At 71.5% G+C, this 15,114-nt stretch carries 13 protein-coding genes, 1 tRNA gene and 1 pseudogene; 1 reads left to right on the forward strand and 14 read right to left on the reverse strand.

The window, feature by feature from the left end; genetic code table 11:
* Positions 1-75: 75 nt before the first annotated feature.
* From A6F73_RS17205 to A6F73_RS17240, 8 genes and pseudogenes are all read right to left on the reverse strand, one after another.
* Entirely contained in the window at positions 76-1,119 is a 1,044-nt protein-coding gene (locus A6F73_RS17205) for an endo alpha-1,4 polygalactosaminidase (protein ID WP_244293420.1), read from the reverse strand.
* Positions 1,120-1,141: 22 nt separating this feature from the next.
* Positions 1,142-1,837 (reverse strand): spherulation-specific family 4 protein, encoded by a 696-nt coding sequence (locus A6F73_RS17210; RefSeq protein WP_063348622.1) that lies wholly within the window; start codon positions 1,835-1,837, stop codon positions 1,142-1,144.
* Positions 1,834-2,751, reverse strand: a complete 918-nt coding sequence (locus tag A6F73_RS17215; protein ID WP_063348623.1) for an NAD(P)-dependent oxidoreductase — start codon at positions 2,749-2,751, stop codon at positions 1,834-1,836. The genes A6F73_RS17210 and A6F73_RS17215 overlap by 4 nt, the downstream gene beginning before the upstream one ends.
* A 125-nt stretch (positions 2,752-2,876) precedes the next feature.
* A pseudogene (locus A6F73_RS17220) lies at positions 2,877-3,578 on the reverse strand (sugar phosphate nucleotidyltransferase); the annotation flags it as partial.
* A gap of 74 nt (positions 3,579-3,652) precedes the next feature.
* Positions 3,653-4,645 carry a GDP-mannose 4,6-dehydratase gene (locus A6F73_RS17225; RefSeq protein ID WP_063348624.1) on the reverse strand — a complete coding sequence of 331 codons (993 nt, stop codon included), beginning with the start codon at positions 4,643-4,645 and terminating at the stop codon, positions 3,653-3,655.
* Positions 4,646-4,849: 204 nt separating this feature from the next.
* Positions 4,850-6,367: a hypothetical protein gene (locus A6F73_RS17230; RefSeq protein WP_063348625.1), complete on the reverse strand. Its 1,518-nt coding sequence runs from the start codon at positions 6,365-6,367 to the stop codon at positions 4,850-4,852.
* Between the two features lie 73 nt (positions 6,368-6,440).
* Positions 6,441-7,955 (reverse strand): GT4 family glycosyltransferase PelF, encoded by a 1,515-nt coding sequence (gene pelF, locus A6F73_RS17235; RefSeq protein ID WP_079135759.1) that lies wholly within the window; start codon positions 7,953-7,955, stop codon positions 6,441-6,443.
* Between the two features lie 114 nt (positions 7,956-8,069).
* Positions 8,070-10,421, reverse strand: coding sequence for a hypothetical protein (locus A6F73_RS17240; protein WP_063348626.1), 2,352 nt, complete (start codon positions 10,419-10,421; stop codon positions 8,070-8,072).
* A gap of 581 nt (positions 10,422-11,002) precedes the next feature.
* On the opposite strand from A6F73_RS17240, the gene A6F73_RS17245 reads away from it, so the two are divergent.
* Positions 11,003-11,197 (forward strand): hypothetical protein, encoded by a 195-nt coding sequence (locus A6F73_RS17245; protein ID WP_063348627.1) that lies wholly within the window; start codon positions 11,003-11,005, stop codon positions 11,195-11,197.
* Positions 11,198-11,242: 45 nt separating this feature from the next.
* Here A6F73_RS17245 and A6F73_RS17250 read toward each other — a convergent pair whose 3' ends face one another.
* The 6 genes from A6F73_RS17250 to tadA all read right to left on the reverse strand — a co-directional run bounded on the left by A6F73_RS17250 (position 11,243) and on the right by tadA (position 15,111).
* Positions 11,243-12,136: an RNA polymerase sigma factor SigF gene (locus A6F73_RS17250; RefSeq protein ID WP_063348628.1), complete on the reverse strand. Its 894-nt coding sequence runs from the start codon at positions 12,134-12,136 to the stop codon at positions 11,243-11,245.
* A gap of 144 nt (positions 12,137-12,280) precedes the next feature.
* A complete protein-coding gene (locus tag A6F73_RS17255) occupies positions 12,281-13,063 on the reverse strand; it encodes an RNA polymerase sigma factor SigF (protein ID WP_244293642.1) in 783 nt (260 codons plus the stop codon).
* Positions 13,064-13,401: 338 nt separating this feature from the next.
* On the reverse strand, positions 13,402-13,695 hold the full coding sequence (locus A6F73_RS17260) for a Dabb family protein (protein ID WP_063348630.1): 294 nt from the start codon (positions 13,693-13,695) through the stop codon (positions 13,402-13,404).
* Between the two features lie 92 nt (positions 13,696-13,787).
* A complete protein-coding gene (locus tag A6F73_RS42215) occupies positions 13,788-13,952 on the reverse strand; it encodes a hypothetical protein (RefSeq protein ID WP_167745863.1) in 165 nt (54 codons plus the stop codon).
* Between the two features lie 452 nt (positions 13,953-14,404).
* Positions 14,405-14,491 (reverse strand) — tRNA-Ser (locus A6F73_RS17265).
* A gap of 92 nt (positions 14,492-14,583) precedes the next feature.
* Positions 14,584-15,111, reverse strand: a complete 528-nt coding sequence (gene tadA, locus A6F73_RS17270; RefSeq protein WP_063348631.1) for a tRNA adenosine(34) deaminase TadA — start codon at positions 15,109-15,111, stop codon at positions 14,584-14,586.
* Positions 15,112-15,114: the final 3 nt, after the last annotated feature.

The raw sequence follows: 15,114 nt of genomic DNA on the forward strand, positions 1-15,114 counted from the left end.
TCCTCGCGCGGGTGACCCGGACGAGGGTCACCCGCGCGACGGAAACCGGTGCACCGAGGACCGGTGCGCCAGCGCTCAGCAGGGCTTGCGCCAGGCGTCCAGGTCGAGCTTCTTCTGCATCGAACTGAAGCCGAGCGACTTGGCCTTGGCACAGAACTGGTCCGTGCCGAGCTTGTACTCGACGTGGAACACCGCCTTGCCCGCCTTGACGAACGGCGCGACCCGGTCGCACTCGTCGAACTGCGAGCACTCCTCGTTGACCGCGAAGTCGAAGTCCGGCAGCAGCGCCGGGATCTGGTCGAGGTCGTTCTTCAGACCGATGGCCAGGCCGCGTTCGTGGGCGAGCTGGGCCAGCATGCGGTTGTACTTGACCTGGTCGTCAGGGGTGAGCGGGAAACCGCTGTTCTGGTTGTAGGCCTCGATGGTGTCCGGCTCGATGGCGTCGAAGCCCTTGCTCTTGCACATGTCGAAGCGGGCCGCCATCAGCGGCTTGAGCTGGTCGAGCTTGCGGATGTCGAACCACTTCTCGCCCTTCCAGCCGGTGTCGGAGCCCTGCAAGGACTTGGCGAAGGCGGCGGAGTCGGGGCGGAAGTTCTCCCAGGAGCCGGCGTTGATGTAGCAGATCACCTTGCGGCCCTTGGCGTGCAGCGCGGCCACCACCGAGGCGTCGTTCTCGAAGCCGTCGATGTCGTAGACCGGGACGTCCACGGACTGGTCGACGGTGCCGCCGAGCTGCCACTGCCAGGCGAGGCCCGGGGTGGGCTGCCAGCGGGCGCCGGCCGGCGGCGGCGGGGGGGTGGTGCCGCCGGGAGTTCCGCCGGGGGCGCTGGGGGTGCCCGGGGTGGTGGTGGCGCCCGGGGGCGTGGTGGCGCCGGGCGCGGTGGGCGAGCCGGGGGTGCTGGGCGTGCCGGGGGCCGGGGGCGTGCTGGCGGCGTCCGACGGGGTGCCCGGGGCGGTGCTGCCGTCCGGGGTGGTCGGGGCGGTGGCCGCGGGCGGGCTGCTCGGGGAGCCGTCGGCCGAGGAGTTGTCGTCGTCCGAGCCTGAGCTGCTGCACGAGGTCGCCAGCAGGGCGGCGGCGATGGTGATGGCGACCGGCAGGAGCCGGGTACGGCGGTTCACGGTAGTCGAACTCCGGATCAGGTCAGGTCAGTTCAGCAGCGGTCAGGCCGTAGGGCAGGGTGCGCCAGGGGTTCTCCCCGGCGCCCGGTACGGCGCAGCCGACGCCGGCCCGGCGGGCGGCGATCAGCGCGGTGGCGTCCTCGGCGTGTTCGGCCGGGACGTCGTACACCAGGTGGCAGAAGCGGGAGGCCGCGTGGCGGCCGGTCCACAGCGGGAGCGTCATCGCGCGGTACGTGTCCCAGTCGCCCTCGAAGGTGACCAGCAGGTCGGCCAGGCCGACTTCGGCGTACCCCGGGTCGGGGTGCTCGCCGTGGCCGAAGACCACGGTGCCGCAGCCGGCCGCGCGCGCGGCCGTGGCCAGCCGCCGGTAGTGCGCGAGGGCGCCCGGGTGGGTGGCCACCTGGTCGAGGTATACGCCGGTGATGTCGTGGCGTTGACGGTAGGTCAGGATGTCGGCGACCACCGCCGCGTGCGGTCGGCGGCCGTAGTCGGTGTCGGTGTAGCCGACCAACGGCACTCCGGCCGCGCGGAGTTGGTCGGCGGCCTCGGCGAAGACGTTGTCCGGGTTCTCGCCCGGCCCGTCGGCGAGGTTGAGCACGACGGCGGCGATCCGGCCCGGGTCGGCGGCGGCGACCGCCTGCCAGGCCGCCGGGTCCACCGCGGGGTGGACGTACAGCGGCACCAGCAGGCGGCCGTCGGGGATGATCCCGCCGGTCATGCGACGACCGGTGGGTAGGCGGGCTCGGCGGTGCTGAGCCACAGGTCGCGCAGGGTGTCGGCGAGGTCCGTCTCCGGGTGCCAGCCGAGCTCCCGGGCGGCGGCCGACACGTCGGCCTGCTGCCAGGAGACCGCGGCCGAGCGCTCGGAGCCCGCCCCGCTCTCGTCGATCCGGCCGGCGAAGCCGGCCGCGGCGACCAGCCCGTCCGCGATCGCCCGGACCTGCCGGGCCTGCCCGGAGGCGAGGTTGAGCACCCGGGGGAGCGGACGGTCCGCGGCGGCGGCCAGGCCGACCGCGCGGGCGATGTCCCGGGCGTCGACGAAGTCGCGGTAGGCGGAGAGGTCGCCGACCGTGATCACGCCGTCGGCGCCCTCGGGCGCCACCCGGAGCAGCTCGGCGGCCAGCCGGCCGGGCAGCGAGCCCGCCGGTGCCCCCGGGCCGACCGGGTTGAACACCCGCAGGACCACGGCGTCCAGCGCCGAGCCGGCCACCGCGAGGGAGCCGGCCAGCTTGGTCGCGCCGTACACGCCGACCGGGCGGGCGTCGGAGTCCTCGGACAGCGAGCTGCCCGCCGGACAGACGCCGTACTCGCCGGCCGAACCGATGTGCACCAGCCGGGTCTTCGGGGCGCCGAGCTGCAGCGCCTCGCAGAGCACGGCCGGGCCGCGCGCGTTCACCTCGGCGAGCTTGACCGCGCTGCCGGCCACCGCGCCGGCGAAGTTGACCACCACGTCGGGTGCCAGCGCGGCCAGTTCCTCGCCGAGCGGGCCGGCCTGGGCGGTGGCCAGGTCCAGCCGGAGGTCGTGGGCGGGCCGCCGGCCCGCGGTCAGCACGGTGGCACCGGGCAGTGACCGCAGGACGGCGGTGGCGTGACGGCCGAGGAAGCCGTCGCCGCCGAGGAGCAGGATTCTCACGCGGCCCGTCCGTCACTCTGGGCGCCCGCGGTGGTGGGAGCCTCGGCCGTGTCGTCCGGGGCGGTGCGGGCGGCCGGGATCGGCAGCTCCGCCACGCCCTGGCCGGCGCCGGCCGACTCGAAGGGCATCAGCACCGGTCGGATGGACGAGAACTCGGCGTTCGCCCGGTCGTAGTCGTCCGGGCGGCCGATGTCCAGCCAGTAGCCGCCGAAGTCGTAGGCGGCGGGCGGGGTCTTGGCGGCGAGCAGGTCCAGCACCAGCTCGTCGAAGCCCAGCGGCAGGCCGGGGGTGTACTTGGCGAGTGCCGAACGGGACACGCCGTACACGCCCATCGAGACGCGGTAGTCGATGCTCGGCTTCTCCTGGAAGCCGGTGATGCTGCCGGACTCGGCGGTCAGCACGCCGAAGTCGATCTTCACCTGACGGGCGTAGGTGGCGATGGTGAGCGGCGCCCCGGACGCCTCGTGGTGCTTGAGCACCCCGGCGAAGTCCAGGTCGGTGAGGATGTCGCCGTTCATCACCAGGAAGTGCTCCGGCAGGCGGTCCTGCATGGTGAGCAGCGGGCCCATGGTGCCGAGCGGGCTGTCCTCGACGGCGTAGCCGACCCGCAGCCCCCACTGGGAGCCGTTGCCGACGTACGCGCGGATGATGTGGCCGAGATGGCCGATGGCCAGGGTGACGGTCTTGAAGCCCGCGGCGGCGAGCTGGCGCATCACGATCTCCAGGATCGCGTGCTGGTCGCCGATCGGGACGAGCGGCTTGGGAAGGGCGGTGGTGTACGGGCGGAGGCGGACGCCCTTACCGCCGGCCAGGATCACTGCATGCATGGTGTTTCCCCCACGGAAAGGATGTGCAGGACACGAACCTTGGTTACCAGGACGGGCATTGATCGGTACGGCGGTCAGACGTTGTAGATGTCGGTCTTGTAGCGGGCCAGGTTGGCCGGGTCGCGGAAGAACTCGATGGTCTGCTCCAGGCCCTGCTCCAGGGTGAACTGGGGGGCCCAGCCGGTGGCCTCGCGCAGCCGGGTGGCGTCCGCGACCAGGCGCATGACCTCGGAGTTGGCCGGGCGGATGCGCTGCTCGTCCTCCTTCACCAGGAGGTCGACGCCCATCAGCTTGCCGACCAGGGAGACCAGGTCGCCGACCGAGATCTCGCCACCGGTGCCGGCGTTGAAGGTCCTGCCGACCACGGTCTCGGCGGGAGCGGTGCCGACCGTGCGGAACGCGTGCGCGGTGTCCTTGACGAACATGAAGTCGCGGGTCGGGCGCAGGTCGCCGAGGGTGATCTCGGTCTCGCCGGCGGCGACCTGGGCGATCACGGTCGGGATGACGGCACGCATCGACTGGCGCGGGCCGAAGGTGTTGAACGGGCGCAGGGTGACGACCGGGGTCTCGAAGCTGGCGTGGTAGCTGTCGGCCAGCCGGTCCCCGCCGGCCTTGGAGGCGGCGTACGGGGACTGGGTGTTGATCGGGTGGTCCTCGGTGATCGGCACGGTCTGCGCGGTGCCGTACGTCTCGCTGGTGGAGGTGTGCACCAGGCGCGGGATCTCCTGGTGGCGCACCGCCTCCAGCACGTTCAGGGTGCCGGTGACGTTGGTGTCGACGTACGAGTGCGGGGCCAGGTAGGAGTACGGGATCGCTATCAGGGCGGCCAGGTGGTAGACCGCCTCGGTGCCCTTGACCAGGCCGTTGACCGAGCCCGGGTCCCGGACGTCGCCGAGGACGATCTCGACCGAGTCCAGCACCTCCTTGGACAGGGTCTCCAGCCAGCCGAAGGACGAGAAGGAGTTGTACTGGACCATCGCCCGGACCTGGTGCCCGTCGGCGACCAGGGACTCGACGAGGTGGGAGCCGATGAAGCCCTCGGCTCCGGTGACCGCGACGCTGCTCATGCGTGATTCGCTCTCTCGATTTTGGGAACGGCCGGACTCCCGGTGGCGACCGGCCGGTGGTGGTTCAGCTGTGCCGTGAAGCGTGTTGAGGTGAAGCGCGTTCGGGTGAAGCGTGTTCGGGTGAAGCGCGTTGTGGAGCGTGTTCGGTGAAGCGGGTCCAGCGGTGCACGCGAATTGGGCGTGCGTGATTTCGGTGTTCGGTGTTCAGCGGTGCTGGGTGGTGCGGCCGAGCGCAGGCCCGGCGATGGCGGTGAGGAGCAAGGCGGCCGCCCCGCAGCCGATCAGCTGCAGGACGATCGGATCCGCACCGGTCAGCAGCCCGGCGCTCTCGGCACCCGCGGCGGCCAGACAGATGAGGGCGGTGCTCCAGCTGAACCCGAAGGCGTTCAGCAGCAGCGCCAGCCAGAGCGAGCCGCCGAGGAGCAGCATCGCGCCGAGCTGCGGCACGCCGAGCGCGGGGGCGCCGGGCCACAGCACGGTCGTGGCGGCGTCCAGCGCGGCCACGGTGGTGAGGTAGATGAACAGGCAGCCGAGCAGGATCCCGCCGGTGCGGCGGGTGAACTGCCCGCTGGTGTGGCTGGTGCGCAGTGCGGCCACGGCCATCGCCCGGTAGCGGAAGAGCAGCCACTCGGCGAGGCCGAGACTGAGCGTCAGCGCGATCATGGCCGGTCCGGTCGGGGTGGCCTTCGCACCGTGCGCGGCACCGGTCTGCACCGCCTGGTGGATGGTCTCGCCGAGACCGGCGATCAGCGTGAGGGTGCCGCAGGCCAGGCCGAACAGCAGGTGCGGGACCTCCTGGCGGATCGGCAGTTTCAGCTCGACGGACTCCTTCTCGCCGCCCCGGATGCAGAACAGCAGCTCCCGGGCGGCCAGGCCGACCGCCAGCACCAGCGAGACGAGCAGCACGACCGTCCGCACGACCTGCGGGACGTCCGCGGCCAGCACCACGCCCGCGCCCACCGAGGCCGGAACCAGCGCCAGCAGCAGGAACTTCTCCCGCCCCAGCACCAGCAGGACGGTGGCCGCGCCCAGGTACAGCGACTGCCCGGCGGCGAAGAAGAGCGCGCCCAGCGGCCCGCCGACCACGTACGCCGCGGCGGACGCCACCAGCGCGCCCAGCGGCGCCCCGAGGGCCAGGCAGATCGCGGCCTCGCGGCGCCGCAGCCGGCCGAGCCAGCGGTACGAGCGGTGTGCCAGCGCCTGGTTGAAGCCCCAGCTGACCAGCGTCGCGACGGACAGCGCGAGCATGCCGGAGGGCAGACCGAACCGCATCCGGGTGGCCGCGAACAGGTTGGCGCCGAGCAGGTAGCCGAGCCCGGGCAGGGCGAACACCAGGCCGCGCACGACGCAGCGCCAGGGGTCGGCCCGCCACGGGTTGGCGAACTCGGAGCTCGGGCCGGGGTAGCGGCGCTCGACCTTCTCGAACAGCTCCTCGGCGAGGGTGAACGAGTCGGGGCGGCCGTACAGCAGGGCGGCCTGCTCGTCGGAGAGGCCGTCGGACTCCAGGAACGCGGCGATCTCGTACGGGTGGACGGCATCGGCGCAGATGTCGTGCAGCCGCTCGGCGAGCTCGTCCAGTGGGTCCGCGGAGAGGTCGAGCTGCTCCTCGGGCTCGGGCTGGGCCGACGGGGTGGGGCGGCGGCGCTTGAGCGGCAGGGTGCGCAGCTGCATCGTCCGCTCGGAGCCGCCCTCGTCCTCCACGAGCCGCAGGGGGCCACTCATGCTCCCACCTCGCTGCGCTCGGTGGCCGCTTCGCGGTACATGCACCCGTCGATGGTTCTCTCGCTCCGCTCGTTCACGCGCCCACCTCGCTGTGCTGGGGCTGGGCGGCGGCGAGCTGCTGGTCCCAGTCGGTGGTGGGGGTCTGGTCGGTGACGGCCACCACGCCGTCCGGCATCCAGCGGGCGGTGCCGAGGAGTTCGGTGTAGATGCCCCGGAAGCCGTCGATGTTCTGGCGGAGCGTGAACTGTTCGATGACCCGCAGCCGGGCCTGTTCGCCCAGGCGGGCGCGCCGCTCGGCGTCGCGCAGCAGCTCGATCGAGGCGGCCGCCATGGGTTCGGGTTCGCGGGGCGGGACGACGAGTCCGGTGTCGCCGACGGCTTCGCGGACGCCGCCGACGTCGGTCGAGACGGTCGCGCGGCCGCAGGACATCGCCTCGATCAGGGTGAACGGGAAGCCCTCGCTGATGCTGGAGAGCATGACCACGTTGCCCGCCGCGTACGCGTCGGTGATGTCGGCGACGCGGCCCTCGAAGGCCACCGAGTCGGCGATGCCGAGTTCGGCGGCCAGGGCTATGCAGCCGTCCCGGTAGGCCTCGCCGCCCTTGGGAGTTCCGCCGAAGAGCCGCAGCCGCGCCTCGGGGATCTCACGGTGGACGATGGCGAAGGCCCGGATCAGCGTCTCCAGGTCCTTGATCGGGTCGACCCGGCCGGCCCAGCTGAGGGTCGGCGTCTCGGGTTCGGGCCCGGCGGGCGGGAAGGCCGCCGGGTCCACGCCGTTGTAGACGGTGCGGATGTGGGCGGACGGCGTGCCGCCGCGCTCCTCCCAGCGCCGGTTGTACCGGTTGCCGGGGGTGACCAGCGCGGCCTGCCGGTAGCTCTCCTCGGCGAGCATCCGGTAGAAGCCGAGCAGCAGCGCCTTGACCGGCCAGCGGTACGGGCCGGTGCGGTAGCCGAGGTAGCGCTCGCGCAGGTAGATGCCGTGCTCGGTGAGCAGAAACGGTACGCCGTACTGCTGGGCGGCGATCAGCCCGGGCAGGGTGGCCAGCCCGCCGCTGGCGGCGTGCGCGACGCCGCCGGTGGGCGGTTCGACCGAGAGCGGCCGCAGGGCGTGCTCCAGCAGGTCGGTGGCGTTCAGGGCGTCGTGCATGGTGGGCCGGGAGACGGCCGTGGGCAGGTAGTCCCGGGTCCAGACGTGCTGGAGGGTGCGCAGGGCGCGCTCGCTGCGCAGCGCCGGGCTGAGCAGCCCACGCCGGGCGAGGTCGGCGAAGCCGTACAGCTCGGTGCCGAAGTGGGTGGTGTAGACCGGATCGAGGATGGAGTGGAGGAAGCGCTCGTACGCGTTGAGGAAGCGCCGCATCTCCTTGCCGCGGGGCGGTCCGGCCTCGGAGGCCGGGCCCCACAGCGGTGCGGTCGTGACCGACCGCACGTTGGCGGGCAGCTCCCAGGCCAGCGGCTCCTGGCCGGTACCAGTGACGGCGATGACGTCGAAGTCGACGTCCGGCATGCCTTGAACGAGCTGGTCGCACCAGACACTCACACCGCCGTGCTGGTGCGGATACGTCCCCTCGGTGAGCAGGGTGACGCGCATCTCCTGTCCCCCCTCCTGTTCCTTGCTTCGGTGTCCGGTCTGGGTGGCCGGAACGGGACCCGAGGCAGGGCCGGACCGGGCGACCGGCCCGGCCCTGCCATCGGGTGCTGCGGGCTACCGGTTGCCGGAGCGTCCGGTGGTACTGGTGCCGAGCGAGGCCGCCCCCCCGGTGGCCTTACCGCTCTTGGCGGCCGCGGCGGTGCCGCCGTTGCCGTTGGTGGCGACGTCCTTGCCGGGCACCGGGGTTCCGCTACCGGGGACCAGGGTCGGGGCGCTGGTACGACCGGTGTCGCTCGGGCCCACCGGGACGGGAGTGGCGACGCCCTGCGGGACGACCTTCTTGTCCGCCGGGGCCGGGGCCGGGACGGACTTGGCCGCGACGCCGGGGGCGACGGCGGCCGGGGCGGCCGGGGTGCCGGCCGAGGGGAGCTGCAGGGAGACGCTGCTCTGCAGGGTGCCCGGGGACACCCAACCGGAGATCGTACTGGCGTAGGACGAACCGAAGGCGGTCGATCCGATGACCAGCTTCTGAGAAGTTCCGGTCGGCATGGTGGCCTGGACCTGAACACCGGCCGGAGCGTTGACCGTGACGGTGTTGCCGACCCGGTAGCCGGTGACCTGGCCGGCCGAGACGGCCGAGTTCCAGGCTGCGCGGCGCTGGAACTCCTGGCCGATCTCGCGCTCGCCGAGGTTCACGATCGGGGTGTTGTCGGCGTGCAGCGACCGGTAGGTGCCGAGGATCTTCTCCAGCACCGGGTAGAGGATCCGGTCCTCGGACAGGTTCGACTGGTGGATGAAGTGCGGCCGCGGGTCGTTGCTCAGTACGTGCCCGAGGTCGATCCGGGCCTCCAGCGGCACGATGTACGACTGGAAGCCGGTGTTCGCGTCCAGCGGCTGCGTCAGGCAGGTGGAGTTGGCGTTGTTCTCACAGACGCCGCTGCCGCCGTTGGCCTTGCTGGTGTAGATCCAGTTGTACTCGTCGGCCTCCTCCTTCGCCGTGCCGGCGTTGTAGAAGACGTTCATCGGGTAGCGCGGCACGGTCAGCGTGGACGAGCCGACGGCCCGCTGGGCGGGCTCGCGGGAGGCGTCGCTGCCGGTGAACTTGATGCCGTTGGCGGCCAGCGCCGGCGCCAGGTTCGGGTTGTCGCTGGTCTCCTGCGGGGCGGTCAGCAGACCGGAGTGCTCGCCGGTGACCAGGGCCTGCGGGTCGACCTTCAGGCCGTTCTTGGCGGCCCAGTCGAAGTTGTCCTTGATCTGGCCCGAGATGGTGTTCTGGTCGGTCCAGACGGTCTTGCCCGCGGAGTCCTTGGTGCAGCGCCACGGCACCACGGTGACGTCCTGGACGCAGCCCAGGTACGGGTGGCTGTAGGTGTGGTTGACCCAGCGGTAGCTGTTCTGGTCGGCGATCATCTGGTTGACCGTGGGGTCCACCGTGGTCTGGTGGTCGGCCTTCCAGTCCTCGCTGCCGCCACCGTTGAACACCATGTCCAGGGTGAAGTTGTTGGCGGTCTGCCACTGCTTGAGGTGCTGGGCGTCGTCCGGCGTCATCCGGATCGGGTTGGCCGTGTCCGGGGTGCCGGGCGGGCAGGTGACGTCGCCGGGGGTGCACTTGAGCACGGTGTCCCAGCGGTCGTCGGCCAGGAAGACGTCGTCCACGTGGGCCGCGAAGTAGTTGCGGTCGTAGCCGAGGTGGACGCCCTGGGTGATCCAGTCGACCATGCCGCGGGCCAGCAGGCGGTACTGCTGCTGGTACTGGTTGTAGACGAACGTGACGACCAGTTCCTTGCGGCCGTCGTGCGTGTACTCGCCGACCAGCGAACCGCGCGAGGTGGTGCTCGGGATCGCGGCGTCGACCAGCGGGACGAACGAGGCACCGGCCGGCAGGTTGGCCAGTGGCGTGGCCAGGTAGCCGTAACTCTCGCTGACGGTCGGATCGTTGTCCTCGAACGGCACGCTGCCCTTGAGGTACCCGAACGGGCCCGAAGTGCCGGCCGTGGTGGTGGCGCCCTGGAATCCGTCCAGCGTGCCGTAGTAACCGGGATTCACCGCGTAGTTCAGCCCCACCGCAGGACTGGCGAACGTGTACGCGTCGATCTGCCGGATTCCGAATGCAGCTTCGTAGCCCGCGATGGCCGTCATCTCGGCCGCACTGTTGGGGAAGGGGTTTTCGTTGGGAAGGACGATGCCCTGGTACTTCCCGCGGGGCTGGCCGTTCACCGTGTCGCTGAGGAAAGCGGAGTTGATGATGGGACGGTTGGTGTCGTTGAGGTTGACGACCTTGTACGGGGTGCCCTGGTTCTTGAGTTCGGCGGTGATCGCCGCGACCGACGGGCCTCCGTCGTCGATGACCAGGATGGTGAGGTCGATCCTGGGCGGCGTGTCGCCGTGGGCCAGGGTGGTCTGCAGGCCGCTGGCCAGCAGAACTGCCGCCGCGCACGCGGCAACTCTTCGGGTCGCTCGACCCATGGTGATCCTCCCCTTGGGTAGGCGCCTCGCTGCTCAGCGCTCGCCTGCCCTGTAGCTGTTCGCGGGCAGCAGGCTGCCCGGCGCCCATCCTGGTCGAGGGGGGCCTCTGCGAGGGACCAATTGGGCGAGAGTGCAGCGAACCTGTTACCAACGTTCATGGCGAAGCCATGAAGGCGCCGATTGTGACCGGAACCGGACCGGCCATGCAAATAATGAATTGAGAATGAAAAAGCGGAAGCTGAGAGCTACACCTGGTTACCGCCCGTGCGGCTTGGGCGGACCACCGGACACCTACACTGTCGTCGTCGCGCATGACACTCTTGCACATCTTGCCGACGCCTTGGGCAGGTTCATGCAATATCGGGCACCGCTGTGCCATGTGACAGTCCGAATATGCAATGGAGGTGCACGCGCGGCCGATCGGCGGACCGAGTCCGGTGCAATCGGGGCCGGGCGGAAAGCGGCGCCGGAGCCGGTCGAACGGCGCTGGTCGGGCGCAGTCCCGGGCTGCCTCGGTAAGGCCAACGCCCGTGATCTCGGCGGCTATTGGACGGCCGGGCGGACGGACGCCGCGGTACGCTGTGGCCCTGTGCGGTGATGGCCTGAACCATGTCGTTGCCGACGACTTCGGCCCCCGCGCGCACGCCGTCGGCGCCGACCGCGGACCCGTCCTCGCCGACTACCTGCGCGCCGCCGAACGCGCCGCCGAACTCGCCGTCGAACTCGCCGCCGCAGTGGTCGGCCGGGCGATGGACGACGCCGTCCCGGCAGGCTGACGCGCAGCCTGCCGGGACGGCGACGGGTGGCCTCCCGGGGCAGGATCAGCCCTCGCTGATCAGGCCCTCACGAAGCTGGGTCAGCGTCCTGGTGAGCAGCCGGGAGACGTGCATCTGGGAGATGCCGATCTCGTCGCCGATCTGCGACTGGGTGAGGTTGCCGAAGAACCGCAGCATGATGATCCGGCGCTCGCGCGGCGGCAGCTTGGCCAGCAGCGGCTTCAGCGACTCCCGGTACTCGACGCCTTCCAACGCGAGGTCCTCGTAGCCGAGCCGCTCGGCCAGCGGTCCGTCGCCGTCCTCCTCGCTGGGGCTGGAGTCGAGCGAGCTGGCGGTGTAGGCGTTGCCCACCGCGAGGCCCTCGACCACGTCCTCCTCGCTGACCCCCAGGCAGGTGGCCAGTTCGGCGACGGTGGGGGAGCGGTCCAGCCGCTGGGACAGGTCGTCACCGGCCTTGGTGAGCGCCAGCCGCAGCTCCTGGAGCCGCCGGGGCACCCGGACCGACCAGCTGGTGTCCCGGAAGAAGCGTTTGATCTCGCCCACCACGGTGGGCATCGCGAAGGTGGGGAACTCCACCCCGCGCTCGGGGTCGAACCGGTCGATCGCCTTGATCAGGCCGATGGTGCCGACCTGGACGATGTCCTCCATCGGCTCGTTGCGGCTGCGGAAGCGCGCCGAGGCGTACCGGACCAGCGGCAGGTTGAGCTCGATCAGGGTGTCGCGGACGTACGTGTGCTCCGCGCTGCCCGGTTCCAGGGCGGCCAGCCGCAGGAACAGCGAGCGCGACAGCGTCCGGGTGTCCAGCCCGGAGCCGGGCGGCGCCTCGGGCCCGGGCGGCGCGGCGGCCGGGACCCGCTGGAGCGGGATCCGGTCCTCGGCGACAGCCGTACCGTTGGCCTGACCAGCGTGGATCTCCGCAGTGCCCAGCTCTCCGGACATGCGCCCACCCCCTTGTGACTGACAGTTGAACGGGGGCCGTCGCACGGAGGTTCCCGGCGGGGGCCCTCCCCCTCCATACCGGAACACGGTGCACGGCAAACCCGAACGTCGCAAGATGTCACGCGAGGGTAACGCGCTGCAATCTCAGTCTTCCCAGGAGTTGCCGGTCCGAAGCCTCGTCAGGATGCGGGAGAGCAGCCGCGAGACGTGCATCTGGGACATCCCCAGCTCGGTGCTGATCTGCGACTGGGTCAGGTTGGCGAAGAACCGCAGCATCACGATCCGCCGCTCCCGCTCGGGCAGCTGGACCAGCAGGTGGCGGACCATGTCCCGGTGCTCGACCTCGGCCAGCGCGGAGTCCTCGTAGCCGAGCCGGTCCAGCAGGGCGAGTCCGCCCTCGTGCTCCTGCGCCGCCTCCAGCGAGGCCGCGTTGTAGGCCCGCCCGGCGTCCAGGCAGGCCCGGACGTCCTCCTCGGGGATCCGCAGGCTGGCGGCGATCTCCGGCACCTTGGGGGCCCGGCCGTGCAGCACCGTCAGCTCCTCCATCGCGCCGCTGACCTGGACCCACAGCTCCTGGAGCCGGCGCGGGACGTGCATGGTGCGGACGTTGTCCCGGAAGTAGCGCTTGATCTCGCCGAGGATGGTGGGCAGTGCGTAGGTGGGGAACTGGACGCCGCGGGTGGGGTCGAACCGGTCGATCGCGTTGATCAGGCCGATGGTGCCGACCTGGACGACGTCCTCCATCGGTTCGCTGCGGCTGCGGAAGCGGGTGGCCGCGTAGCGGACCAGGGGGATGTTCACCTCGATCAGGGCGGCCCGGACCCGCTCCCGCTCGGGGGTGCCCGGGGGCAGCTCCGCGAGCCGTTCGAACAGCACCCGGGTCAGCGTCCGGACGTCCACCGCGGGGCGGCCGCCGGGGCCGCGCAGACCGTCCGGGCGGAGCTCGCCGGCCGGGCTGATGATCGACGCCAGTACCTCGTCGGACACGTCACCCCTCCCTCAGTCGATAACGAAGGGCCCTGCGGATCGGGTGTCGCGGCTGCTTCACCACCTCGCCATGTCCGGCAAAACCGGTCATAGCATCACAAGGCGGGCGCAGGTCGGGCAAGCACCCGGCGGAGGTGTGTTGGTGCGGCATCGGGGCTTCACCGGGCTTCCCGCCCAGGCGCCGCACGGATCGTTCCGGGGCGGAGCAAGGCGCCCCGTCCGGTGGCCGGACGGGGCGCGGCGGGCCGTCCGAGGGACGGACCCGGGTGCCTCGGGTGTCAGACCTCGATGTCGGCGATCACCCAGGTGGCGAATTCGCGCCACTGACCGGCCGCGGCCTGATGGGCCGGGTGGGTCAGGTACGCGTGCAGGGCGTCGCGGTCCTCGACCAGGCTGTTGATCGCGTAGTCGTGGGCGATGTCCCGCTCGGTGGTGTTCCAGCCGCACTCCCACTCGCGCAGCTCGGGGATCAGCGAACCCAGCTCGGCGAACGCCTTGGCGCCGGCGAGCGCGCGCTCGTCGTCCTTGCGGACGCCTTCGTTGAGCTTGAACAGGACCAGATGCCGGATCACGATTGCCGCTCCTCGCGGACGGGGACAGAGGGTCCCGCACACCGTAGCCGGTGCGCCGGGGCGGGACGACGGGCCCTATGCGAGCGGAGCGCTCACTTGATCAGTCCGGTCATGAAGGTGCCGACCGCCTTGGCCGCGTTCGAGATGCCCTCGAAGCCCAGTTGGACGAGCTGGGCGGAGCGGGCCGGCGAGCTGATGATCGAGTAGAGGACGAAGATGAGCAGGAGGGCCATGCCGATCTTCTTCGCCTGCGCCATCGGGTGTCGTCCTCTCCTGCTGTGGGCCGCCGCCATCCGGATCCCCGAGCGGCCCTGCGGAAGCAGCTTATCCATCGGACGGGCTATCAAGTGTGCGACGCGTTCGCCCGGCGGGACGAAGGTCCCCGTGAGTGGGGCCTTTCTCCGGATGCCCGGAAGCGGCCCGGGCGGCAGGATGGAAGACGTGCCGAGGATCTGGCAGGAATCCCCGGTGCGTGGATCCGGAGCTCCCCGCTGTGGGACCGGGCGCCGCGGCTTCCCCCCGACGCGGCGCCGGTTGTGGGACTCCGCCGGGGGAGCGGTCGTCCCCCCGAGCCGCTCCCCCTTTCCAGGCTCCGTACTCTCCGGGCGTTGGTGGTCATCAGCCCGGAGTACGGAGCCCTTTTCGCGTTCGAGGGTGCGCGGAAACGCCGAAGGCCCGTCCGGATCGGACGGGCCTTCGGGCTTTCCAGCGGTAGCGGTGGGATTCGAACCCACGGTGAAGTTGCCCCCACACACGCTTTCGAGGCGTGCTCCTTTGGCCGCTCGGACACGCTACCGAGGGGAACTCTACCGGACGGGTGCGCGGTGACGAAATCCATAGGGCCGGGCGGCCGGCGGGGGACCCGGCGGCGGAAGTCGGCGCCGGACGTCAGCGGTGGGACTCGAAGAACTCGCGCAGCTGCTCGCCGCACTCGTCGGCGAGGACGCCCCAGACCACCTCGGGGCGGTGGTTGAGCCGGCGGTCGCGCATCACGTCGAAGAGCGAGCCGGCCGCGCCGGCCTTCTCGTCGAGGGCGCCGTAGACCACCCGGTCGATCCGGGACAGCACGATGGCGCCGGCGCACATCGTGCAGGGCTCCAGGGTGACGACCAGGGTGCAGCCGCTGAGCCGCCACTCCCCGATCCGTTCGGCCGCCTGCCGGATCGCGACCACCTCGGCGTGCGCGGTCGGGTCGCCGACCGCCTCGCGCTCGTTGTGGCCGCGCCCGATCACCTCGCCGTCCGGGCCCAGGACGAGCGCCCCGACCGGGACGTCGCCGGTGGCCGGCGCCAGGGCGGCCTCGGCGATGGCGAGGCGCATCGGCGCCGCCCAGCGGTCGCGGACCGGGTCGGGGCGGACGGGGGCGGGCAGGGGGGCGATGCGGGGGACGGCCTGCGGGGCGGATGCGGACTGCATGGC

This window comes from Streptomyces sp. MJM8645, from assembly GCF_001625365.1.
GTDB lineage: Bacteria > Actinomycetota > Actinomycetes > Streptomycetales > Streptomycetaceae > Kitasatospora.